Source organism: Blautia sp. OF03-13, assembly GCF_003460685.1.
GTDB lineage: Bacteria > Bacillota > Clostridia > Lachnospirales > Lachnospiraceae > Fusicatenibacter > Fusicatenibacter saccharivorans.
Genome location: NZ_QTVR01000003.1, coordinates 1 through 22,282 on the forward strand (window position 1 = coordinate 1; position 22,282 = coordinate 22,282).

At 48.4% G+C, this 22,282-nt stretch carries 22 protein-coding genes and 1 pseudogene; 20 read left to right on the forward strand and 3 right to left on the reverse strand.

The window, feature by feature from the left end; all coding sequences use genetic code 11:
* Window positions 1-204: 204 nt before the first annotated feature.
* The 15 genes and pseudogenes from DXA55_RS02595 (at window position 205) to DXA55_RS02670 (ending at window position 14,740) form a co-directional block, all read left to right on the forward strand.
* Window positions 205-453, forward strand: coding sequence for a hypothetical protein (locus DXA55_RS02595; protein WP_147341985.1), 249 nt, complete (start codon window positions 205-207; stop codon window positions 451-453).
* Window positions 454-469: 16 nt separating this feature from the next.
* Entirely contained in the window at window positions 470-739 is a 270-nt protein-coding gene (locus DXA55_RS02600) for a hypothetical protein (protein WP_055221876.1), read from the forward strand.
* Window positions 740-1,351: 612 nt separating this feature from the next.
* Window positions 1,352-2,707 carry an NAD(P)-dependent oxidoreductase gene (locus DXA55_RS02605; RefSeq protein WP_117804667.1) on the forward strand — a complete coding sequence of 452 codons (1,356 nt, stop codon included), beginning with the start codon at window positions 1,352-1,354 and terminating at the stop codon, window positions 2,705-2,707.
* A gap of 249 nt (window positions 2,708-2,956) precedes the next feature.
* Window positions 2,957-3,295, forward strand: coding sequence for a P-II family nitrogen regulator (locus tag DXA55_RS02610; protein ID WP_055221847.1), 339 nt, complete (start codon window positions 2,957-2,959; stop codon window positions 3,293-3,295).
* A gap of 73 nt (window positions 3,296-3,368) precedes the next feature.
* Window positions 3,369-4,583, forward strand: coding sequence for an ammonium transporter (locus DXA55_RS02615; protein ID WP_117804666.1), 1,215 nt, complete (start codon window positions 3,369-3,371; stop codon window positions 4,581-4,583).
* 30 nt (window positions 4,584-4,613) lie between these two features.
* Window positions 4,614-4,952 carry a P-II family nitrogen regulator gene (locus tag DXA55_RS02620; RefSeq protein ID WP_022462439.1) on the forward strand — a complete coding sequence of 113 codons (339 nt, stop codon included), beginning with the start codon at window positions 4,614-4,616 and terminating at the stop codon, window positions 4,950-4,952.
* 96 nt (window positions 4,953-5,048) lie between these two features.
* Window positions 5,049-5,402, forward strand: a complete 354-nt coding sequence (locus DXA55_RS02625; RefSeq protein WP_117804665.1) for an ABC transporter permease — start codon at window positions 5,049-5,051, stop codon at window positions 5,400-5,402.
* Window positions 5,387-5,767, forward strand: a complete 381-nt coding sequence (locus DXA55_RS02630; protein WP_082424743.1) for an ABC transporter permease — start codon at window positions 5,387-5,389, stop codon at window positions 5,765-5,767. The genes DXA55_RS02625 and DXA55_RS02630 overlap by 16 nt, the downstream gene beginning before the upstream one ends.
* Window positions 5,768-5,772: 5 nt before the next feature.
* A complete protein-coding gene (locus DXA55_RS02635) occupies window positions 5,773-6,816 on the forward strand; it encodes an ABC transporter ATP-binding protein (RefSeq protein ID WP_117761474.1) in 1,044 nt (347 codons plus the stop codon).
* Window positions 6,809-7,834 carry an ABC transporter ATP-binding protein gene (locus DXA55_RS02640; RefSeq protein WP_117812959.1) on the forward strand — a complete coding sequence of 342 codons (1,026 nt, stop codon included), beginning with the start codon at window positions 6,809-6,811 and terminating at the stop codon, window positions 7,832-7,834. The genes DXA55_RS02635 and DXA55_RS02640 overlap by 8 nt, the downstream gene beginning before the upstream one ends.
* Window positions 7,835-7,926: 92 nt before the next feature.
* Window positions 7,927-9,591 carry a peptide ABC transporter substrate-binding protein gene (locus DXA55_RS02645; protein WP_117812960.1) on the forward strand — a complete coding sequence of 555 codons (1,665 nt, stop codon included), beginning with the start codon at window positions 7,927-7,929 and terminating at the stop codon, window positions 9,589-9,591.
* Between the two features lie 245 nt (window positions 9,592-9,836).
* Window positions 9,837-10,792 (forward strand): annotated as a pseudogene (locus DXA55_RS17495) (pyridoxal phosphate-dependent aminotransferase).
* A 316-nt stretch (window positions 10,793-11,108) separates the two neighbouring features.
* Window positions 11,109-11,714, forward strand: a complete 606-nt coding sequence (locus DXA55_RS02660) for a type IV toxin-antitoxin system AbiEi family antitoxin domain-containing protein (RefSeq protein WP_022462444.1) — start codon at window positions 11,109-11,111, stop codon at window positions 11,712-11,714.
* A 232-nt stretch (window positions 11,715-11,946) separates the two neighbouring features.
* A complete protein-coding gene (locus tag DXA55_RS02665; protein ID WP_117812963.1) occupies window positions 11,947-14,091 on the forward strand; it encodes a glycoside hydrolase family 3 C-terminal domain-containing protein in 2,145 nt (714 codons plus the stop codon).
* 97 nt (window positions 14,092-14,188) lie between these two features.
* Window positions 14,189-14,740, forward strand: a complete 552-nt coding sequence (locus DXA55_RS02670; RefSeq protein WP_330415101.1) for a glycoside hydrolase family 95-like protein — start codon at window positions 14,189-14,191, stop codon at window positions 14,738-14,740.
* 63 nt (window positions 14,741-14,803) lie between these two features.
* Here the strand turns inward: DXA55_RS02670 and DXA55_RS02675 are convergent, their stop codons facing one another.
* The 3 genes from DXA55_RS02675 to DXA55_RS02685 all read right to left on the reverse strand — a co-directional run bounded on the left by DXA55_RS02675 (window position 14,804) and on the right by DXA55_RS02685 (window position 16,788).
* The gene (locus tag DXA55_RS02675) at window positions 14,804-15,925 is read right to left on the reverse strand and encodes a radical SAM protein (RefSeq protein ID WP_022462366.1); all 1,122 of its coding nucleotides are present in this window, start codon (window positions 15,923-15,925) and stop codon (window positions 14,804-14,806) included.
* A 120-nt stretch (window positions 15,926-16,045) separates the two neighbouring features.
* Complete coding sequence (locus DXA55_RS02680; RefSeq protein WP_117812965.1) at window positions 16,046-16,453, reverse strand: hypothetical protein; 408 nt, start codon at window positions 16,451-16,453, stop codon at window positions 16,046-16,048.
* Window positions 16,450-16,788: a PqqD family protein gene (locus DXA55_RS02685; RefSeq protein WP_022462364.1), complete on the reverse strand. Its 339-nt coding sequence runs from the start codon at window positions 16,786-16,788 to the stop codon at window positions 16,450-16,452. The genes DXA55_RS02680 and DXA55_RS02685 overlap by 4 nt, the downstream gene beginning before the upstream one ends.
* Before the next feature lie 205 nt (window positions 16,789-16,993).
* Here DXA55_RS02685 and DXA55_RS02690 point away from each other — a divergent pair, with 205 nt between their 5' ends.
* From DXA55_RS02690 to DXA55_RS02715, 5 genes are all read left to right on the forward strand, one after another.
* Window positions 16,994-17,488 (forward strand): AAA family ATPase, encoded by a 495-nt coding sequence (locus DXA55_RS02690; RefSeq protein WP_278309003.1) that lies wholly within the window; start codon window positions 16,994-16,996, stop codon window positions 17,486-17,488.
* Between the two features lie 278 nt (window positions 17,489-17,766).
* On the forward strand, window positions 17,767-18,690 hold the full coding sequence (locus tag DXA55_RS02700) for a hypothetical protein (RefSeq protein WP_117812967.1): 924 nt from the start codon (window positions 17,767-17,769) through the stop codon (window positions 18,688-18,690).
* Window positions 18,687-19,178 carry a S24/S26 family peptidase gene (locus DXA55_RS02705; RefSeq protein WP_117812968.1) on the forward strand — a complete coding sequence of 164 codons (492 nt, stop codon included), beginning with the start codon at window positions 18,687-18,689 and terminating at the stop codon, window positions 19,176-19,178. Before DXA55_RS02700 ends, DXA55_RS02705 begins: the two co-directional genes overlap by 4 nt.
* A complete protein-coding gene (locus tag DXA55_RS02710) occupies window positions 19,175-20,491 on the forward strand; it encodes a nucleotidyltransferase domain-containing protein (RefSeq protein ID WP_117812969.1) in 1,317 nt (438 codons plus the stop codon). The genes DXA55_RS02705 and DXA55_RS02710 overlap by 4 nt, the downstream gene beginning before the upstream one ends.
* Complete coding sequence (locus DXA55_RS02715) at window positions 20,463-22,253, forward strand: ABC transporter ATP-binding protein (RefSeq protein ID WP_117812970.1); 1,791 nt, start codon at window positions 20,463-20,465, stop codon at window positions 22,251-22,253. Before DXA55_RS02710 ends, DXA55_RS02715 begins: the two co-directional genes overlap by 29 nt.
* Window positions 22,254-22,282 lie beyond the last annotated feature (29 nt).

The following is a 22,282-nucleotide window of genomic DNA, read 5'->3' on the forward strand; positions in this document are numbered from 1 at the left end:
AGCCACGTAAGTTGTTGCAGGTTGTAGGTCATACACCTATGGATGCAATTACGAAAGAGGGAAATCTGATTAGCACGGATGTGTTTTCAACTTACAGAGATGGAAAGCCGATTGGAACGGAGGAGTTCCTCCTGCTCGATACAGTGACATGGGAATACTGCGGAATTAAGATGAATTAAGATGTAGAATCCGATACGTAATTGGATGCATATTATAACAGACATTATTACGATGATGTCCGGGGAACGAGTGAAAGTAAAAACGAAATCGTATCAGAATGATATGGTGACATTTAAAAATAAAGATGACGTTTTAACTGCACTGATTCACTTAGGCTATCTGGCATACGATCGAAGAGAACAGATGGCGTACATTCCAAATGAAGAAATCCGCAGCGAGTTCACGGATGCGGTAAAAGAACATCAGTGTATCATTGAGAAGTATGAAAAATAAAAAGGAGTATGAAAAAATGTATTACGTACCAGACGGAACCAAAACATGTGGTTATTATGAATGCAAGAAATGCGGCAACCGCTTTTTATCCCTTCAGACGATGGAAAAAATCCCATGCCCGGACTGCGAGGCGGAGGTGGATTATGAAATCGGACCTGGCGAATCTTTGGAGGATGTGCTGGACACCGCAGTGCTGCTGCAAAAAATCGAGGGCGAAGAGGAAGTGGAAAAGATGGATGCACTCTTAAGTCTTGCGATTACCGGCGGAGATTTTGACTGGATCTGACATAACAGAGCTTTTTTCAAACACGCTCCAGACAGGTAGCGGATATTTGATGAATGCCAAGTCTGGCGTCCGCTCTGAATTTTCACAGAATTTTGCCGGAGTTTTTCCGCGATTTTAAAAGAAAACAAAGAAATTTCAAAGGTTCATGAGAAAAATGTTCAGAAACAACCGAAAAAACATCGGTGAAATTGTGTAAAATTGACAGAACTGATGAAAAAGACCGGAAATCATCGAAAAATTTAAGGATTGACAAAAAGCGGGAATTCCGCTAGAATGTGCCTATGTTGAAAAACAGCAGAGAAAAAGAATAGAGTAAAGATAACGCAACGGAGCGGTTCTGGGAATAGAATCGCTCCGTTTGTAATTTTCTCCCTTTCTCCAAGGTTTTATTTCTCCCAAAAAACACTCTCAGAAAACCGGAAAACGCTCTGTCTGTTTTTCAAGATAAACTCCATATAAGTAGTGGATTCGCAAAGGCGCGGTACGAAGGGAAAGCTTCGTGCCGCGTTTTTCAATCCCAAGGAGAAACGTCAGTAAAGAGTTCGCAACGGGGCGATCTGGAAGGAAGATTTCCAGATCGCTTTTTGATTTTACCGGAAAGGAGAAAGTCCGATGGAAAACACAAACGTCTTATTTGACAGAAAGCGTCTGGTCCGGCTGATCGTACCATTGATTGTGGAACAGGTGCTGGCCGTTACCGTCGGTATGGCAGACATGGTAATGGTATCCGGGGCCGGTGAAACGGCTGTTTCCGGAATCTCACTTGTCAATACGATCTGTGTACTGCTGATCGTGATTTTCACATCGATGGCAAGCGGCGGTTCCGTTGTCGGAGCACAGTTCCTCGGAAGCGGGGATAAGAAAACAGCGTGTCACGCAGCCGAACAGCTCGTTATGATCTGCGGACTGATTGCACAACAGGAGGCGAGGCGTATGAAAGAAGAAAACTATGAGGTAGTCGTTTTTCAGGGAGACCCGGGAACCATCGATCTGACGTACGAAGAAATAGAAGCAGAGTGGAACAAAATGCTGCAGACCGTACCACAGATCGGAAAGTTCCGTATCATCCATCAGGGGAAAAAGAGGTACATCTTCGAAGATTACAGCAGTCAGATCGGGAACGCCGACGCAGCACTTGGTATCTGGGTCCACAAAGGAGTGATCAACGAAAAGCTTTTTGAAGCGCATCCGAATCTGAAATATATCGCAACGCTGGGACATGGATTTGAAGACTTCGATGTGGAAATGACAAGACGCCGGGGCGTGACCATAACGAATACGATTTACGGTGATGTCACCATTGCCCAGTATGCGATGGCACTGCTCATGAACATCTGTCATAACGTGACGGTACAGAGCGATTACACCAAAACAGGGTACTGGAAAGAAAAAGAAACGAATCCGCAGGCAAGCTACAATCAACTGTTCGTGCCGCAGATTGAGCTCTACCAGAAAACGATGGGAATCATCGGACTTGGCGCGATCGGCCTCTGGACGGCAAGAATGGCAAAGGGCTTTGGCATGAAGGTCATCGCAAACAGCCGTCACAAAAAGACGGGGCCGCAGTATGACGGCATCGAGCAGGTCAGCATGGAAGAAATTTTCGAACGGTCGGATGTGATCTCCATTCACTGTCCGCATACGAAGGAAACAGAAAACCTGCTGAACCGTGAAGCATTTGCCAAAATGAAGGACGGTGTCATCATTATCAACACCGCGCGGGGAATCATCATCGATGAGGAGGCGCTTCTTGAGGCGCTGGAATCGAGAAAGGTTTATATGGCAGGACTCGATGTTGTCGCAAATGAGCCGCCGCAGTATCAGATTCCGCTGATGCAGTCGCCGTACACCTTTATTACTTCCCATATCGCCTGGCAGCCGAAGGCAGCAAGACTCCGTGCAGTAGATCTGGCGGTGAAAAACTTCCGGTCGTACCTGGAGGGAATGCCGACAAGTGTGATTAATTAAAAACAGCGGATTGTGAAAGCAGATGCAAAAAAACGACTGTAAAAACAACTGTAAAAACAGCAGAGCTGCGGAACAGTCCAGGCATGAAAGAAGAGGTTAGAAAATCTGTCAGAAAACAGATTTCTATATAGAAGCAGCAGAGCCGGTAAATGAATGGAAGAGAAAACCGGGAAGGCGGATAAAAAAGAAATCCGCAGCCGGAAAAATCAGAAGCTGTACAGGGACCGGTTCGGAAAGGGAGGGAAAATCATGAAAAAGCTGGAAATTGTAATTCGTCCGGAGAGCCTCGAAAACCTGGAGCTACTCCTCGAGGAGCAGAAGGCAAACGGTATGATGATCACAAATATCCTTGGATATGGAAATCAGAAGGGATATCGTCAGATGTACCGTGGAGCGGAAATCGTGGCCAAAATGCTTCCGAAGGTTAAAGTGGAGACCGTTGTGGAGGACGACAAGGTTCCGAAAATCGTTGATTTTGTTGTGAAAAACCTGTCAACCGGAAACTACGGCGATGGAAAAATTTTCGTTTACGATGTCGAAGATGCAGTGCGGATCCGGACAGGTGAGCACGGCGAACAGGCACTTTAAAAAATCTGAAAGCCACCGTTTCAGAAGATCTGCAGACGGGAACAGGTAAGATGGGAATGAGGAGGAACTTATTATGGAAAACACACAGGTATTACTCAATATCGTATGGACCATGGTCGGAGCCTTTCTGGTGTATTTTATGCAGGCCGGATTTGCCATGGTGGAGACAGGATTTACAAGAGCGAAAAACTCAGGAAACATTCTGATGAAGAACATGATGGATTTCGTGCTCGGCTCTATTTTCTTCTTTATCATCGGATTTGCGCTGATGTTCGGAGGAAGCAATGCTTTTATCGGAACCGCCGGTTTTTTTAATCCGAAATCGCTGGCAGATGCAGACGGCATGTTCAACGGACTGCCGATCGGCGTATTCATGATTTTCCAGACCGTGTTCTGTGCAACATCGGCAACGATTGTATCAGGAGCTATGGCAGAGAGAACCAAATTTATCTCTTATCTGATTTACTCCGCAGCGATCAGCGTTTTCATTTATCCGATCACCGGACACTGGATCTGGGGAGGCGGCTGGTTAAGCCAGATCGGGTTCCATGATTTTGCAGGATCTACCGCAGTTCATATGGTCGGCGGTCTGTGTGCCCTTGCCGGTGCAAAAATGGTCGGACCTCGTATCGGAAAATACACAAAAGAGGGAAAACCGGTTGCTATTCCTGGTCATAACCTTCCGCTTGGAGCACTTGGTGTCTTTATCCTCTGGTTCTGCTGGTTCGGATTTAACTGTGGATCTACCACAGCAGCAACCTATAATCTTGGCGACATTGCCATGACTACAAACCTTGCGGCAGCAGCAGCAACACTTGTTACCCTGATTGTTACCTGGGTACGTTATGGAAAACCGGATATCAGTATGACAATGAACGGCGCACTGGCCGGACTGGTAGCTATTACAGCAAGCTGTGATGTAGTCAATGATTACGAGGCACTGTTCATTGGAGCAGTTGCAGGTGTTGTCGTTGTATTCGCAGTTGAATTCTTTGATAAAGTCGTAAAAATCGATGACCCGGTTGGTGCAATCAGTGTACACGGTGTCTGTGGAGCACTCGGAACCTTATTCACCGGTATTTTCGGCGAGGGATGCAGCTTTATCACCCAGATGATCGGTTTTGTAGCAGTTGCAGCATATACCCTGATCCTGGCGTTCATTCTGTTCTTCGTCCTGAAAAAGACCATCGGACTTCGCGTAACCGAGAAGGAAGAGATCGACGGATTGGATATGCACGAGCACGGATGCAGCGCTTATGCAAACTTCCACTTCCATAATGATAAATAAAAAAGGATCAATAAAAAAGGTGGTGCGGATATGAAAAAGCTGACAGTTATTGTCAAACCCGCGAACCGGGAGGATGTCATCGACATCATGGAATCGTGTGCCGTGTACGGCGTGATGGAAACGGATATCACCGGATATGGAAACCAGAAGGGTTACCGGGTGATGTACCGTGGAACCATGAGCGGACCGAATGTACTGATGAAATGCAAATTCGAGACCGTCGGTGACGATAAGACAATTGAAGTATTAAAAGGCTTTCTGGAAAAGAAGCTGTGTACCGGAAATATCGGAGACGGAAAGATTTTTGTCGAGAAAGTGGCAGACGTCATCCGGGTTCGTACCGGCCAGCGCGGCGAGGAAGCATTATAAAAACAAAAGACAGTAAAAAGGTGCAAAGAGGCAGCCAGAGCAGATCGTTCGGCTGCCTCTTCTGAGCTAAAAAAGCCGGAACGGGAGGAATGCTGCATGGTAAGATACATCATAAAACGTTTATTCATCGGAGTGGTGACAATCTGGGCACTGATCACCATTACCTTTTTCCTGATTCGGATTATGCCGGGCAGCCCGTTCGAGGCGGATAATCTTTCCCGGAGCGCGATTGAACAGCTCGAATCGACCTACGGACTGGATGAACCCATGTGGAAACAGTATATTCTTTACATGGAAAATCTGATGCACGGAGATCTCGGCATTTCCTATAAAAAGAACGTTTCTGTTAATACACTGATCGCAAGAGGATTTCCGTACACGCTAAGCATCGGACTTCTCTCTATTGCGGTATCTGCATTCCGGGCTGGATCGGCATGGCTCGTCAGGTAAGAGGCCAGCTGATTGCCTTAAAGGAGCAGGAGTTTTCCATGGCAGCACTCGTCATCGGAGCAAGTGATGCGAGAATTCTCTTCCGTCACCTTTTGATCAATGCCATCGGACCGATCATTGTACAGATTACCTTCCTTGTTCCGAATGCCATTTTTACCGAAGCCTTCTTAAGCTTCATCGGAATCGGCATTTCCGCTCCGATGGCAAGCTGGGGTTCCATGGCGCAGGATGCCCGACAGGTGCTCACCATGCACCCGGGACAGCTGCTTTTGCCGACCATCTGCATTTGTATCACCATTTTCTCCCTGAACTTCCTCGGTGAGGGAATCGGCGATGCCTTTAATCCAAAGAAAACCAGGGGGTGAAGCGTATGAGTTTACTCGAAATCAGCCATCTCACAACAAAATTTGAAACGCAGCAGGGAACCGTCAGCGCAGTCCGCGATGTTTCCTACCATCTGGAAGAGGGCGAGGTACTTGGTATTGTCGGCGAGTCCGGTTCCGGAAAAAGTGTCGGCATGCTGACCCTGATGGGGCTTCTGGCATCGAACGGCAGAGTGGAAGAAGGAGAGATCCTTTTCGACGGAGAAAACATTTCTCCGCCGCACACGAAGGACCGGAAAGAAAAACGGGCTTATGAAAAGAAAATGCAGCAGATCCGCGGAAACCGCATCGGCATGATTTTCCAGGATCCGATGACATTTCTGAATCCGATCCTGAAAATCGGAATTCAGATGACAGAGGGAATTCGAAAGCATCAGAATTGCTCTAAAAAAGAAGCGGAAGCGAAAGCCATTGAGCTGATGCGGCAGGTCGGAATTCCAAGTCCGGAAAAACGGCTCGATCAGTATCCATTTGAATTTTCCGGCGGCATGCGGCAGAGAATCATTATTGCGACGGCGCTGGCGTGTGATCCGAAGCTGATTATCGCAGATGAGCCGACAACCGCACTGGATGTGACCGTACAGGCACAGATTCTGGAGCTTTTGAAAAAGCTGACGAAGGAAAAAGGAACCTCCGTTATTATGATTACCCACGACCTCGGCGTTGTCGCTTCTATGTGTGACCGGATTGCCATTATGTACGCAGGACAGATCGTAGAAGAGGGAACCGTCGATGAGATTTTCTACGAACCGCATCATCCGTACACGAAAGGTCTTCTGAACAGTATCAACAATTCGGCAAAGGATAACGACGAACCGCTCGTTCCGATTCCGGGAACACCGCCGGACCTCTTAAAGCTTCCGAAGGGCTGCGCATTTATGAGCCGCTGTCCTTACACTATGAAGATCTGTGAGGTACAGGCCTCTCCGGTGACAACCTACAGCGAGACGCACTGCTGCAGATGCTGGCTGGAATGTATGGATGAAACAAAAATCACAGTTTCCGGGGAGGAGGCGGCTGCCAATGAGTGAAAATGTACTGGAAGTAAAAAACCTGTGTAAATACTTTGATGTGAACAGAGGAATGAAGGGAGCACAGAAGGTCATTGCCGTAGATGGTATTTCCTTCGAGGTAAAAAAAGGGGAAACCTTCGGACTGGTCGGAGAATCCGGCTGTGGAAAAAGTACACTTGGCCGCACGATTTTACGGATCTATGAGCCGACAAAGGGCGAAATCGTTTTCGAGGGAGAAGATATTTCCTGGCTTTCCCGGAAAAAGATGCTTCCTTACCGGCAGAAGCTGCAGATGATCTTCCAGGATCCATATGCATCCTTAAATCCCCGTTTTACCGTCGGTGAGATTATTGAGGAGCCGATGGTGATTCATCACATGTACGATGAAAAAAAGCGAAAAGAACGCGTGCAGGAGCTGCTGGAAACGGTTGGATTAAAACCGGACCACATCCGAAGATATCCGCATGAATTTTCCGGCGGCCAGAGACAGCGAATCGGAATTGCGAGAACGCTGGCACTCGAACCGGACTTTATCGTCTGCGACGAACCGATTTCGGCGCTCGACGTTTCCATCCAGGCACAGGTCATCAACATTTTGGAGGATATTCAGAAAAAAGAGGGTATCAGCTATCTCTTTATCGCACACGATCTTGGCATGGTAAAGCATATCAGCTACCGGATCGGTGTCATGTATCTGGGACACATGGTAGAGATCGGAGAATCCAATGATGTTTACCGCCGTCCGCTTCACCCATATTCGAAGGCACTGCTTTCTGCAGAGCCGATCCCGGATCCGAAGACCGCAAGAAGCAGAAAACGAATCCTGCTGGAAGGCGAAATCCCAAGTCCGATCCATCCGCCGAAAGGATGCCCGTTCCACACGAGGTGCCCCTACGCTATGGAAGAATGCAGCCAGGCCCGCCCGGCAACGTATGATATTGAGGGCAGGAAAGTGGCTTGCTTCTTATATTCCCCGCGGTATTTGAGACAGAGGGAGGGTCTGGCAATCGAACCGCTGCTGGCCGGAGCAAAATAGAACCATTCCGGTGCGGCAGGTTTGGGAACAGAGGTTCCAGGGACCGGAGCTGTGTTTCAAACAAGCATCAGCAGCAAAAGGAGGAGAACATTATGAGGAAATTATGGAAAGCAACAGCGACACTGGCAGCGGCTGTTCTTCTGGCAGGATCCCTTGCCGGATGCGGAAGCAGCGGAGGAAGCAGCAGCTCTTCCGGAGGAGGCAAAAGCGGCAGTACTTCCGATATGATTGTGACAACGATGAATACAGAGTCCGGATCGCTGGACAGTGCAGGAGAAAGCTCTCTGTGGTGGTGGTCCTACGATGATGTGTGTATGGCCCCGATCATGGAAATGAAAGAGGACGGTTCCTGGGATTACATTCTGGCAGAAAGCGTTGATGTCAATGAGGATATGACACAGTACACCGTTCACCTCCGCAGCGATGCAAAATGGAGCAACGGAGACGATGTGACAAGCGCCGATTTCAAAAACACCATTGTCCGCGCACTGGATCCGAACTGCAAGAGTGGTTATTCCTCAATGCTTTACCCGATTGCGGGAGCTGAGGAAATGTACAACGGAACCGGCGATGAGAGCGGTCTTGGCGTAGACACCAGCGATGACAAGACCATTGTGTTCAACTTAAAGGAGCCGTGCGCTTACTTCGAACAGCTCTTTGTACTTCCGGTTTATATGCCGACGCATCGTGAGCTTCAGACCGAGACCAACGGCGACTGGGCAATGGGAAATGACATGGATGCGCTGGTAAGCTGCGGACCGTACTACCTCGCAGAGTATGTACCGAACCAGTACAGCGTTTATAAGAAAAATGAAAATTACGTTCAGGCAGACCGGATCAAAACCGATACGATCAAAAAAATGGTTATGGACGATACACAGTCCATCATTAATGCGTATAAATCCGGTGAGCTGAACTTTATCTCAGCAGATTATACCGTTATGGACGAGTATAAAGACAGCGATGAGCTGATTACTTCTCCATCTCAGACTAGTTATTATGTACTGTTCAATGTAAATGAAGCACCATTTGACGATGTCCGCGTCCGCCAGGCGTTCTCTATGGCAGTCAACCGCGATGAGGTAGCTTCCGCGTGCGGTTCCTCTTATGAGGCAAGTGATTTCTTCGTAGCAAAACATCTGAAATCCTCCGCAAGCGGCAAGGACTGGGCAGAGGAAGCAGAGGAAGATCCGATTGACTTTGATCCGGACAAGGCAAAAGAGCTTCTGGCAGAGGCCGGTTACCCGGATGGAGAAGGCTTCCCGGCCATCACCTACAAATACCCGAGCCTCCAGCTCGACAGCGATATGGCACAGGCCCTGCAGGCACAGTGGAAAACAAACCTTGGCATCGAGGTGGAGCTTCAGGCAGAGGAGCAGCAGGTACAGGTAGCAGAGAGAAGATCCGGTGATTTCCAGCTTGCCCGCATGAGATGGACTGCAGACTTTACCGATCCGTTCACCTTCCTTTCCATGTACCGTTCCAACGACAGCTACAACGATAACAAGACCAATTGCCCGGAGTATGACGAACTGATGGCACAGTCGAATGAGGAAAGCGATCCGACCGCCAGATTTGAGCTGCTGCACCAGGCTGAGAGCGTATTGGTAAACGACTACTGCTTCGGCGTACCGGTACTGAATTCTTCCAATATTTATCTGGTAAGCACCGATATCACAAACTTTGAGATTGACCCGTCCAGAAACATGATCCGTACCAAATATCTGGTATTGGGAGACAGCTCTTCTGAGTCTTAAGCAAAAAATCGGAAAACGGGAAGGCTCCGCAGATGGCTTAGCAGCTGTTTCGAGGGGAGCCGTAAAACGGTAATTTTCCGGAAAAAAAACAATAGAAGCCGTGAAAACAGGAGGAAATGAATATGGAAGTAAATAAAATTATCAGCCATGCATTACAGAGTATGCCGCCGAGCAAACGCCAGAAGGCATTTGCGAAGGACACCTCAAAACTGATCCATATGGGATTAAATGAAAACAATTACGGAATGTCACCGAAGGCAGTGGCGGCACTGGAGGACTCCATGGCGGGAAGCCATTTTTATCCTGACTTTGCGGCAGTACTGCTGAAACAGAAGGTAGCGGAGCAGTACGGATTAAAAGCAGAAAATGTACTGACAGGCGCCGGATCGAGTGCGATGATCGATATGATCGGACTGACCTTTCTGGACGATGGAGATGAGGTGCTGTTTTCCGCGCCGACCTACGGGGCATTTGCCGACATGGCGTATTTAAATGGCGGTGTGCCGGTCTCCGTACCGGTAACCGAGGAGCAGAAATTTAATCTCCCTGCCATGAAAGAAAAAATCGGTGAAAAAACAAAAATCGTGGTGATCTGCAATCCGAATAACCCGACCGGAACGTATGTGCGATCGGGGAGCTGGAAGCATTCGCAGATACTCTTCCGGAGGACGTGCTGCTGGTGATGGATGAGGCATACATGGAGTTTGCCACCGAGCCGGACTGCTGCAGTATGGTTGATTATATGAAAGCGCATCCGGAAAAACCGATTCTGGTTCTCCGTACCTTTTCCAAATATTATGCGATGGCAGGCCTTCGTGTCGGCTATGCGCTGGGCTCCGAAGAGCTGATTGGAATCATGCGGAAATGTTCCGCTTCCTGGAACCTGAATGTCTGTGCCCAGAAAGCGGCAGTGGCAGGCCTGGCAGACCAGGAATATTATCAGGAGCAGAAAGCAAAAATCGTGGAGGGAAGAGAATATCTGGAAAAAGAGATGGCAGCGCTTGGCTGCAGGGTTTATCCGTCCCAGTCGAATTTCATCTACTTCGATACCGGAAAAGATCCTGCCTGGATTCAGGAACAGCTGATGGAAAAGGGCATCCGTATCGGCGCTTTTGAGATGAGCCGTGTGAGCGTGGGAACGATGGAGGAGTGTAAACTTTATATCAAAGCATTAAAAGAAATTCTGGAAGCGGCAGAGTGAAAAAAGGTTTTACGGTAAACGTTAAAAGATAGAATGAAAGAGAAAAAGACCGGATGAGAAGTAAAAAATCCGGTCTTTTTCTGCTGGTATGAGAACAGAAAAAGCGGATCAGCAGGTTGCATATTTCAGGTAAAAAAGGTATACTTATAAGTGATAAAAAGAGAAATATGTTAGCAGCAGCTAATAAGAAAAAAACAGAGAAAAAACATGGTTTTTGCAAATTAGTGCTTGCCATTCCATGAAAATTGGAATATTATATGTGCAAACGCCTATAGATGAAAAAACATGTATCACATCCTGAAAGGGGAAAGAAAATATGCTTTTTAAAACATACCAGAAGATCACGACGTTATTTAAAGAACATCATGGATATATGAGCTTCGCAGACCTCAGAGATCATCAGGTGACTGTACTGCAGCTGGCAGAAATGGAAGAGGAAGGAAGTCTGGAACGATTTGCACGCGGCTGGTACTGGTGCAAGGACTGTGGTTATGAAAAACCGGAAGACTATCAATATATCGAAATTGCGAAAGTAAACCCACGCGCAGTCATCTGCATGGACAGTGCTGCATGGCTTGCCGGAATGCTGAAAGAAGAGCCGGCTACGATTGCAGTTGCAACAGCACGGACAGACCGAAAAAAAATGGATCTGGAAAATTTTGAAATCAGACGTTTTTATTTCCAGAATGCCGATGTCCCGGGCGAAATCTGTGAGAAAAAGACAGAGTTTGGTTCCTACAAATATTATTCTCCGAAGAGAACCTTCTGTGACTGTCTGCGCATGAACAACAAGATGCCGGAGGAAGTAAAAGAAGAAATCCTCACCTGGTGCCGGAAACAGAAATATTCCAAAGAAGAGATTCTGGAATACGCGAACAAGCTCCGTGCGGTAAAAAATATCGAGGAAGAGTATCAGAAATAAAATTTCACAGGAATAGATAAGGGAAACTCCCGACGGAAGATCTTATACGAGAAATTCTGCCGGGAGTTTCTGCGTGTATATCGGATGGTTACGCATACACGATTTCCTCGTATGTTCCCCTGTGTCATTCGAAAAAATCGCATAAAATGAGAAGCAAAGAGCAATACTTGACTAGCCGAACGGGAAACGCGGCGATACAATAGAGGCAACAAATTTCGGGAGGATTTTACCTATGAGTAAAGAGACGAGAGAGTATGCAAAACAGCTGGTTTCCCAGATGACGCTGGAAGAAAAAATGAGCCAGATGGTCTATCAGTCACCGGCGATCGAGCGTCTTGGCATTCCGGCATACAACTGGTGGAATGAAGCGCTGCACGGCGTGGCAAGAGCTGGTGTGGCAACGGTATTTCCGCAGGCTATTGGCCTTGCAGCAACGTTTGATAAAGAGCTGCTGCAGGAGATCGGTGATGTTGTTTCTACCGAGGGACGTGCAAAATTCAACGAGTTTTCAAGAAAAGGCGACCGCGGCATCTACAAAGGCCTGACCTTTTGGGCACCGAACGTCAACATTTTCCGTGATCCGAGATGGGGCCGCGGCCATGAGACATATGGTGAGGACCCGTATCTGACTGGTGAGCTCGGATGCGCCTACATCCGCGGATTACAGGGACCGGACCCGGATCACCCGAAGGCAGCGGCGTGTGCCAAACATTTCGCCGTCCACAGCGGCCCAGAGGCGATCCGCCATGAGTTTGACGCAAGAGTCAGCAAACATGATCTGTATGACACCTATCTGTATGCCTTCAAACGCTGTGTCAAGGATGCAAAAGTCGAGGCAGTCATGGGCGCGTATAACCGTGTCAACGGTGAACCGGCATGCGGAAGCAAGACATTGTTAAAGGACATCCTGCGCGATGAGTTCGGCTTTGAAGGCCATGTTGTCTCCGACTGCTGGGCAATCATAGATTTCCATGAGCACCACAGAGTGACCAAAAATGTAGAGGAGTCCGCAGCGCGTGCCGTCAACAACGGCTGTGACCTGAACTGCGGCGTTGCTTTCCTGCATCTGCCGAAAGCATACGAGGATGGCCTGGTATCCGAAGAGGCAATCACCGCGGCAGTTGAGCGCCTGATGGAAATCCGCATCCGCCTCGGTATGATGAAAGACTATCCGTCACCGTACGAAGATCTGTCCTACGATCTAGTCGAGTGCAAGGAGCATGTTGATCTGTCCGTCGAGGCAGCGAGGAGAAGTATGGTTCTGCTGAAAAATGAAAACAACATGCTGCCGCTCGATGTGAAGAAGATCCGCAGTATCGCCGTGATCGGACCGAACGCGAACTCGAGAGCAGCGCTGGTTGGAAACTATCAGGGAACATCGTCCAGATACATCACACCGCTGGAAGGAATTCAGCAGTATGTCGGTGATGATGTGAGAGTGACATACGCAGAGGGCTGCCATCTGTATAAAAATAAAGTCGAAGGACTCGGCGAGGACAAAGACCGTTTCAAAGAGGCTGTCATTGCCGCTGAGCACGCAGACGTTGTCGTTCTGTGCCTTGGACTTGATGCAACTGTTGAGGGCGAGGAAGGCGATGCCGGAAACGAATACGCGAGCGGCGATAAGCTGGGTCTCAATCTGCCGGGCTTACAGGAGGAACTGCTTGAGACAATCACAGCGGTTGGAAAACCGGTAGTCCTCGTTCTCTCGGCAGGAAGTGCCATCGACCTGTCCTGGGCCGAGGAGCATGTACCGGCTATTCTTGACAGCTGGTATCCGGGTGCGCGCGGCGGAAAAGCCGTGGCAGAGGCGCTGTTCGGCGATTATGCACCGAACGGAAAACTGCCGGTGACTTTCTATCAGGGAACAGAAAATCTGCCGGAGTTCACCGATTACAGCATGGCAGGACGAACCTACCGCTATACTGATAAAAATATTCTGTATCCATTTGGATATGGACTGACGTATGGAACAATTTCCTACAGCGGCGCAAAAACGGAGCAGGAGACGAGCGCGGTGCTCGACGATGTGACCGTGTGCACGAAGGTGAAGAATGAGAGTGCATATCCGCTGCATGAGAGCGTGGAGGTTTATGTGAAATACAAAAACGCACAGCCGGGTGAGCCAGGCTTCCAGTTAAAAGGCATCGCGTGCGTGGAACTGCATGCAGGAGAAGAAAAAGAGGTTTCCGTGACACTGCATGCAAGAGATTTTGCTGTTATCACAGAGGACGGCGGATGTGTCGTACGGCCGGGCGAGTATGAAATCTCCATCGGCGGACAGCAGCCGGGCGAAAGAAGCCGCGCGCTGACAGGACGTGAGACAGAGATTCTGACGGTCAGAAAAGAAGGAAATGAAGAGAACGTCGAGTATTAAGTATTAGACAGAAATTGAAAAACGAAGAGGGAGGTGGAATCGTCTGCCTCCCTCTTTTAGTGACAGAATGGACGGCTTGGTGCGATGATCGCTGAAAATCTGCCAAACCTGCTTCATTTCTAGACCGGCGGACTGTATGGTGCTGCATCTTCGTGCACCGAAGGGAAAAGTGTCGGTTGAGGTGATGCTGAACCGTGCAAAATATTTTGACCGTACAGGAAAGGTCAACGATCACACGATTTATCTGAGCGGAAACCTAGGAAAAAATGCCCTGGAATTTGCCATGTGCCTGTCGGCAAAAGCAACGGGCGGCCGTGTGTATACCATGGGTCATACTCTGGTGATCGAAGAGGCAGAGAAGATTACCGAAAAGCTGGAGCGCGCGATGGCGCAGAGCAGAGAACACAAAATCATTCTCCTTCCGGCGCTGCCGAAGGCGTGGGATCATGGAGAAGTGAAAGGCCTGCGGCTGGTTGGAAATGCATCGATTGCACTTGCGTGGGAGAATGGAAAACTGACACGGTGTGCGGTTACGGCGGATCAGGCGTATGAAGGGGAAGTTGTGTATGGAGAGATGCGTCAAGCGGTAAAGCTGGAAAAAGGTGAGACAGTTATGCTGGATGCGGTATTGCAGCTGCTTGAATCATAAACATGAAGATAGAAAATGCCGGGCAGAGAAAAATCTGTCCGGCGTTTTCAGCATATGTAAAGACTATAAGGCGATGGAGGAAAAAGAAGCTTCTTCTGCCAGCAGCAGGTGATAGTAATGCTCGGAATAGCGGCAGAGATAACCAGGCATTCCCCGATAAGAACTGGTTTCTAAAAACGCGGCTGCGACGCAGGTGCGGCATATCGGTTGCAAACGGCATTGACAGCATTGGGAACTTAGGGAAATCTTCTGTGCAGCGGCGGAAACTTTTTCCCAGGCGGAAATAAATCCAAGATCAAAAACAGGGGCGGAGATTTCGGATAACATCACACAGGGGAAAAGAAAGCCCTGCCAGTTGATGAAGAAGGAGCAGTTTCCGGCAAGACAGGAGATATGACCATTGCCCCGTGGAAAAGACGGATTGTTGACGCGGTGGATGGATTCATGAACGTACTGCCGGAAAATATCGCTGGTCAGCTGCAGTTTCAGTGTCTGCAGGGCAAGCGCAGCGGCGTCTTCCGGGTTCAGGCGGACCTGAGCATCAAAAGGAAGGGAGCGTTCCCGGACGGCGGGCATCATATAGTGATCGGCATGAACGGGGACTCCAAGCTTTTCTCCGAGAACAAAGATTTTTGGAAAATCATGCGCGTTCTTTTTAGTGACGCTACAGCTGATTTTGACATCAACGTTTCGTTCGCGGAGCAGACGGATGGCGCGGACGGTCTGATCAAAGCCCTGGGGGTAATGGCAGAGACGGTTATAGGAAGCGGCATCGGCACCGTAGAGCGTGATGTTAATGCGGCGCGGCCTGTACTCAGCAAAAAAATCAGCCCAGGATTCGCCCAGCAGGGTTCCATTGGTGTTGATGGTAAGAATCATGCCCATGTTTCGAAGCTCAAGATATAGTGTTTTGAAATCAGGAAAGAGAAGTGGTTCACCGCCGGTCAGAAGAAGAAAAAGTGTACCGGCTTTTTGCATCTGCTGTGCAAGCAGAATCCATTCATCAACTGTGCGGAGTTGTCCCTGACATTCCATTTCTGAACGGGACAGACGGACATAACACATGTCGCAGTTCATATTGCAGAGTGGCAGAAGTTCAAGCGCGCCGGTAATAGGAATGTGCTGCTGGCGCGCTTTCTGGAGAAAAGAACGCTCGAAGGTGGAAGCGTCGTCCATGTAGTTCATAAAGGTTCCTCCGAAAAAAGTGGTTTGATGAACCAATTATTAATAGGTATAGTAAAGGATCGAAACGTGTGGGTTCGATCCTTTTGCTGTGGTTTGAAAAATTATTATTTAGTGGAAAAATCAGGATTTGGCGGTTTCCCAAGTATTGATGTCTAATCTGGTAGTACAATGAACGTTTGTACCATTTTCGGTCCAGATGACAACGGGGGTCGCTTCATCATCGCGGGTAGACTGGTCATCTATAAAACCACTGATAAATCCACTATCAGATTCCGCTTCATGAGTCTTGTTACAAGGATGATATCCAGAAAATTGAGCTTGAGAGCCCCAGCCTCCCCATGAGCCTTCTTTTGCAACATATTTTTTTTGCCCAGATCCATCATAATAATAAACATTATAATTATGACCGTATTGTCCAGCATCGCAGACAAATTTATAAACTTTCCCGCTATCCCCGCAGGCCGCCACATATTCATTTGCAGCAAATTCCTGAACCTCAACAACAGGTTCCATCCACTCTTTCTTCATAACGATATAACCTCCTCTAATAATGCATACCTTAAAGTATCATGCACAAAATTTAAAGCAGAATTTTGAATCGTATCTTCCGCAGCCTCATATTCCTCTAACGCCTGTGCAACGACTTCCGAAATGGTACGTGGCTGCTGAAAAGCATTCCAGAGAAATGCAGCGGTATCGTTTGGAACCATCACTGCATTCGAAATCTGACAGGCAGTCCCAACGGGAATAATCGCATATTCCCCTGCAATTTCACGCAGCAGATAATCGGAATTGACACGATATTTTTTTTCATTTATCTTTTGTAACAAATCCGACCGGGTCGGAGAAGCAATCGGTTCCATCACAAACTCCCCTCTTGCAAAATGCTGTGCCTTTTCAGGCAGAAAGTATTTCTGCAGTCAGCAAGAAAAATATGTAGAATGTTCACAGAAATAAATTACATTTATCATTACAAAAAGATTATAAAAGAAGAACTAGGAAAAGTCAAGTAAAAACTGGAAAAAGATGGGAATGTAATCTGCTCAAAAACGAAAAACAAATCGCTGTGTGCGGACACTCCAGCGGTATCTGTGCGTGAGCCGTCCGAGACGATTTGGAAAATCTATGGCAGCGGATATGCTGGCGGCTTATTATGACAGAAGCATAGATATCGATGCACTATTTCGGAATTTAAAAATCGGCAGAAGTGAAACATATAAAAAACATCGGAATCAGTATGATGTAATAAAAATCAATATGCAGGAATTTTTAAGCGCAACAAGCGGCATTGACGAAATGCTGCGCATGCTGAACGACTATCTGATTTTTGATCTCAGAGAGCAGTACAGTCAGGTGCGCTTCCGTGATGAAAAGAATCTGGTACAGGTAATGAAAGATCTGACATACGATAACGAAAAAGAAAACGTATCCATTCCAAACCGCGAAGTATCCCAGGAGTATATCAACGCAATCAGCAGATTTCCATTCTGCAATACAACGATGAAAACTCGCTGTGGAAGAATATTTTTATCATTATTCTCGGTTCCTGTGTGTTCCGTGTGATCTTGGTGTACACGATTTTCGCGTATTTCCATACCATTCCGTCACTGTATCTGCTGTATATCTTTTCGTGGAGAATTACCAGTGCGGCGGAGATCCTGTATTTCCGGCATGGCTATAAAACGCTGCAGATCAGTCAAAAATAAAATTACGTATTTAATTACAAAAAAGGCTCCGAAGATTGACGGAGTCTCTTTTTTTTGTTATCATAAATGCGGAAAAAGGGATCGTGATACGTTGCGGAGAGAAGGGAAGATCATGGGGAGAAAGAGAAGTTTTTGATGGAAAAAACATTTCAGACAGGGAGTTTTTCCTTCCGGCTGAAGTTTCCGAAAGAGCTGGTACTTCCGGTGGATATGGAAAAATTTTTGGTGGAAACGGATTCTGCGGATTATACATATATCATTACGGCCGTCGACATATTGCCGGAAGCAGAGGGAGAGCTGATTGTGGATCGGGTCGATCTGCAGGTGTTTCATACAAAAGAAGGATTGGAGAGCCGCCGGATCGGTGTGAAAGGAGAAGCGCGTCCTTATGCATTCTACCGTGAGACTGCGCAAAATCGTGCAGAGGTTTTCGTCGGCAGGTGGTATCTGGCAGGAGTTGAAAAGTATGAAGTTGTTTTTCTTTCCCTCCTTGCCCTGGAGCGCCGTCTGGCAGAGCAGCCGTGCCTGATTCTGCACTGTGCATACACGGAGTATCAGGGGAAAGCAATGCTCTTTTCTGCACCATCGGGAACGGGCAAAACCACACAGGCGGGACTCTGGGAACAGTACCGGGGAAGCCGTACCGTAAATGGGGATAAGGCATTGCTGGAATATGACGGCACAGCGTGGACAGCAAACGGCTGGCCGGTCTGCGGAACATCAGGAGTCTGCGAAAACAAAAAGCTCCCGGTCGGATGCATTGTAATGCTGAGCCAGGCAAAGACGAATCAGGCGTGGCGGCTGCGTCCGGCAGAGGCATTTACGAGTCTGTACGGACAGATCACCATGAACCGCTGGGACAGGGAGGGAATGGTGCACAGTCTCGACCTTCTCGAACAGCTTGCTGGAAAAGTTCCGGTGTATCATCTGGCGTGCGACATTTCAGAAGATGCGGTGAAAACGCTGGAGCAGGAGATCGGGGCCGGTTCGTTCGAAAGTGAAACATATGCAGCTGCACTGCACAAAAACATGATTCAGAAAAGGGAGAAACATGCATGAAAATGATGGATACACGTGCCTATGTCGGAATGCTGAAAGAACTTGTAGAGCAGGGCAGAGAAGTGCGTATGGTGATTTCCGGGAGCAGCATGGCGCCGTTTCTGATTCATGGACGCGACAGTATTTTCTTCCGAGCGCCGGAGCGGGAACTTTGGAAAGGTGATATCGTATTTTACGAGCGGCCGGGCGGACAGTTTGTCGTGCATCGGATCTGCCGCGTTCATGCAGACGGTTATGACATAATCGGGGATGCACAGACGGAAATCGAGCATCATGTGCAACGGAAGCAGATCTTTGCATGGGTGACAAAAGTGGAACGAAAAGGAAAAATACTTGTACCGGGAACGTTCTGGTGGGAGTTTTTTGCACAGGTCTGGATTCGCATCATCCCGCTTCGCCCGATTCTGATGCATGGATATGCCCGGTTATTCGGTGTGGATAAAAAGAAAAATGATGCGTGTAGAGAAAATGAAAGGAAAAGAAGATGATTACAGAAACAGAAACCGCATTCCTTGCGGTGATTCGTGCGTTTTTGACAGAAGAAAAAGCATCGCCGGCGGAAATTCAGGGGCTGACAGAAAAACAATGGAATCATCTGTTTGTCCTCGCGGCACAGCATTCGCTGCTGTCAGCGGTCTACGATGTTGTGGGAAAAACACCGGAATTTGCAGAACTTCCGGACGAGCTTCGCAGACAGGTAAAAACGCAGGCAATGCAGAGTGTTTTGCAGCAGGTTTCGCGTACAGCGCTGTTTCTTTCCGATGAAAAGGAGCTGGAGCATCTGGGCGTGCAGCCGCTGGTGATGAAAGGAATTGTGTGCAGAAGTCTCTATCCGAAGCCGGATCTGCGCCCGTCCGGGGATGAGGATCTTCTGATTTCGGCAAAGGATTTTGCAACAGTAGATGCCTGTTTTATGAGGAAGGGCTTTGTGCGGGACAAAGAAACCGCAATGCCGGATGGCATCAAAGACGGTGATGCCCCGGAAGAGATGGGCTACATTCATCCGAAAACAGGGGTCTTCTATGAAATACATACCAGGCTGTTCAGCACAGAATCCTCTGCCTATGGTTATCTGAATCGTGCATTTTCCGATGTTTTCGCGCATCCATCCAAAGTGGAAGTGCAGGGGCAGAGCATCTTTACCTTAGAAGAAACGCATCATCTTTTCTATCTTCTCTGTCACAGCTTCAAGCACTTTCTTCACGGCGGTGTCGGGATCCGTCAGATCTGTGACATGGTACAGATGATTCGTGTATATGGAAGAAAAATAGACTGGGAAATGTTCTGGCAGCTGTGCGAAGAGTATCACATGACGTGTTTCTGTATCAATCTGCTGGATATCGGCGAGCGGTATCTGGGATTTTCTTATGAGGCAAGTGGGGCAGTCCGTGCCGCAAAGAAGCTTCACCCGGATTCCGAAGCGCTTCTGATCGATATTCTCGATGCCGGTTCGTTCGGGAAATCGAGCGCGGGAAGGATCCACAGTGCAAACATTACCCTGTATGCGGCAGAAACCGGAACGGAAAAGCATACAGCCGGGGGAATCTGGAAATCGCTGGTTCCGGAAGCTTCCTATATGAAAAACAAGTATCCCTATGCGGCGAGGTATCCGTTTTTGCTCCCGGCTGCATACGTGGAGCGAGTCCTGAAATGGCTGGGACAGGGAGAAAAAGGACAGAAATTGAGCATTGAAGTGGGTGCGGGACGTGTCGAGCTGCTGAAAAAATACGATATGATCCGTACCGCAGACGGGAAAAAGAGAGGAGACGCGCATGCAGGAAGAATCCAAAGAGAAAAGTAAAGACGCTCCCTTCGAGTCTCTCCGTATCCTGTCGGAGCGATGGAAAAACGGAACGTTCTCTGAAATCATCGATGACTGGAAATGGATTTTTGGCTACAGCGCGCGCTATAAGGGTGCGATTGTTTTTTATACGATTCTCGGTATCTTAAGCACTTCGCTTGGGCTTGTCGGCAACGTGGCAGGAAAATACCTGATCGATATCATCACCGGATACCAGATACAGAAGCTCCCGCTGCTGCTTTGCATCATGATCGGAAGCACCGTGTTCAGCCTTGGGTTTGAGAGTGTCATCAACCGCATTTCAACGAAGCTTGGTATCGCCATCAACAACGACATCCAGGCGGATATTTTTGACAAAATCGTTGATGCGGACTGGCTGGAAATCAGCAAATACGCAAACGGTGACGTACTCAACCGTTTCAACGGCGACATTGGAACGGTCAGCGGCAACGCAATCAGCTGGCTCCCGACGATTATCATTGCCGTGTATCGGTTTATTGCCACCTTTTTCGTAATCCTGCATTATGACTGGGTTATGGCACTGATTGCTTTTTTAAGCGCACCGTTTCTGCTTCTGATGTCCCGTTTTATGATCCGCCGTCAGCGGGAATACAGCAAAAAAGTGCGCGAGATGAGCAGCAACCTGATGAGCTTTGAGGTAGAAGCATTCTACAATTTTGATACGATCAAGTCGTTTGGCATCGCACCGTATTACAGTAAAAAGATGCGTTGGTGGCAGGGACTTTTCAAGGATATCAGCCTGAAATATAATCTGTTTACGATTAAAACCAATATCGTAATGTCTATTCTCGGGAGTGCGGTGGAGTTTACGGCGTTCGGATACTGCCTGTTCCGTCTGTGGACGCACGACATTACCTATGGAACCATGACACTGTTCCTGCAGCAGCGGAGCAACCTTTCCGGCGCGTTTGGAAACGTGATTTCGATTATTCCGTCCTTCCTCAACAGCTCCGTCTCGGCGCACCGGATCCGTGAGCTCGTGGAGCTGCCAAAAGAAATCCATATCCCGGAGAGTGCCGCGCTTGATCCGCTGGCAAAGGATGGCTTCCGGGTACAGATGCACGGGGTAGAATTTTCTTATATAGAAGGAAATAAAGTAATCACCAAATCGGAGTTTCAGGCCGCTCCCGGCGAGATCGTAGCGCTGGTCGGCCCGTCCGGCGAGGGAAAAACAACGATGATCCGCCTGATTCTCGGTCTCATCCGCCCGCAGGAGGGGGAAACCGTGATCATTGCCTCAAACGGAAAGACGGTTCCCATGAACGCTGAAACGCGTCATCTCTTCGCGTATGTTCCGCAGGGAAATACGATCCTTTCCGGCACAATCGCCGAAAATATGCGTATGGTAAAAGAGGATGCGACCGACGAGGAGATCATTGAGGCACTCAAAATCTCCTGCGCCTGGGATTTCGTCCAGCATCTGCCGGATACCATCAACAGCCGCGTCGGGGAACGTGGCCGCGGTTTCTCCGAAGGCCAGTCCCAGCGGCTTGCCATCGCCCGTGCCGTCCTCCGCGATGCCCCGGTGCTGCTTCTCGATGAAGCCACCTCGGCACTGGATGTCACGACGGAACGAAACGTCCTCCGAAACATCATCCGTCAGCGTCCCAACAAAACCTGTATCGTTACGACGCACCGTCCGAGTGTCCTCGGCCTCTGCCAGAGAGTCTACCGTGTCATGAATGGAACCGTGACCGAACTCGATGGGGCAGAAGGGGCAAAGATGGTGGAAGATTTTTGACAGAAAAAAGACACAAAAAGGACACAAAG

What these genes read in the sequence shown, in the direction of transcription:
- DXA55_RS02595 (WP_147341985.1), top strand. Translation starts at nt 205, where the DNA reads ATGCATATTATAACAGACATTATTACGATGATGTCCGGGGAACGAGTG.
- DXA55_RS02600 (WP_055221876.1), top strand. Translation starts at nt 470, where the DNA reads ATGTATTACGTACCAGACGGAACCAAAACATGTGGTTATTATGAATGC.
- DXA55_RS02605 (WP_117804667.1), top strand. Translation starts at nt 1,352, where the DNA reads ATGGAAAACACAAACGTCTTATTTGACAGAAAGCGTCTGGTCCGGCTG.
- DXA55_RS02610 (WP_055221847.1), top strand. Translation starts at nt 2,957, where the DNA reads ATGAAAAAGCTGGAAATTGTAATTCGTCCGGAGAGCCTCGAAAACCTG.
- DXA55_RS02615 (WP_117804666.1), top strand. Translation starts at nt 3,369, where the DNA reads ATGGAAAACACACAGGTATTACTCAATATCGTATGGACCATGGTCGGA.
- DXA55_RS02620 (WP_022462439.1), top strand. Translation starts at nt 4,614, where the DNA reads ATGAAAAAGCTGACAGTTATTGTCAAACCCGCGAACCGGGAGGATGTC.
- DXA55_RS02625 (WP_117804665.1), top strand. Translation starts at nt 5,049, where the DNA reads ATGGTAAGATACATCATAAAACGTTTATTCATCGGAGTGGTGACAATC.
- DXA55_RS02630 (WP_082424743.1), top strand. Translation starts at nt 5,387, where the DNA reads ATGGCTCGTCAGGTAAGAGGCCAGCTGATTGCCTTAAAGGAGCAGGAG.
- DXA55_RS02635 (WP_117761474.1), top strand. Translation starts at nt 5,773, where the DNA reads ATGAGTTTACTCGAAATCAGCCATCTCACAACAAAATTTGAAACGCAG.
- DXA55_RS02640 (WP_117812959.1), top strand. Translation starts at nt 6,809, where the DNA reads ATGAGTGAAAATGTACTGGAAGTAAAAAACCTGTGTAAATACTTTGAT.
- DXA55_RS02645 (WP_117812960.1), top strand. Translation starts at nt 7,927, where the DNA reads ATGAGGAAATTATGGAAAGCAACAGCGACACTGGCAGCGGCTGTTCTT.
- DXA55_RS02660 (WP_022462444.1), top strand. Translation starts at nt 11,109, where the DNA reads ATGCTTTTTAAAACATACCAGAAGATCACGACGTTATTTAAAGAACAT.
- DXA55_RS02665 (WP_117812963.1), top strand. Translation starts at nt 11,947, where the DNA reads ATGAGTAAAGAGACGAGAGAGTATGCAAAACAGCTGGTTTCCCAGATG.
- DXA55_RS02675 (WP_022462366.1), bottom strand. Translation starts at nt 15,925, where the DNA reads ATGAACTACATGGACGACGCTTCCACCTTCGAGCGTTCTTTTCTCCAG.
- DXA55_RS02680 (WP_117812965.1), bottom strand. Translation starts at nt 16,453, where the DNA reads ATGAAGAAAGAGTGGATGGAACCTGTTGTTGAGGTTCAGGAATTTGCT.
- DXA55_RS02685 (WP_022462364.1), bottom strand. Translation starts at nt 16,788, where the DNA reads ATGGAACCGATTGCTTCTCCGACCCGGTCGGATTTGTTACAAAAGATA.
- DXA55_RS02700 (WP_117812967.1), top strand. Translation starts at nt 17,767, where the DNA reads ATGGAAAAAACATTTCAGACAGGGAGTTTTTCCTTCCGGCTGAAGTTT.
- DXA55_RS02705 (WP_117812968.1), top strand. Translation starts at nt 18,687, where the DNA reads ATGAAAATGATGGATACACGTGCCTATGTCGGAATGCTGAAAGAACTT.
- DXA55_RS02710 (WP_117812969.1), top strand. Translation starts at nt 19,175, where the DNA reads ATGATTACAGAAACAGAAACCGCATTCCTTGCGGTGATTCGTGCGTTT.
- DXA55_RS02715 (WP_117812970.1), top strand. Translation starts at nt 20,463, where the DNA reads ATGCAGGAAGAATCCAAAGAGAAAAGTAAAGACGCTCCCTTCGAGTCT.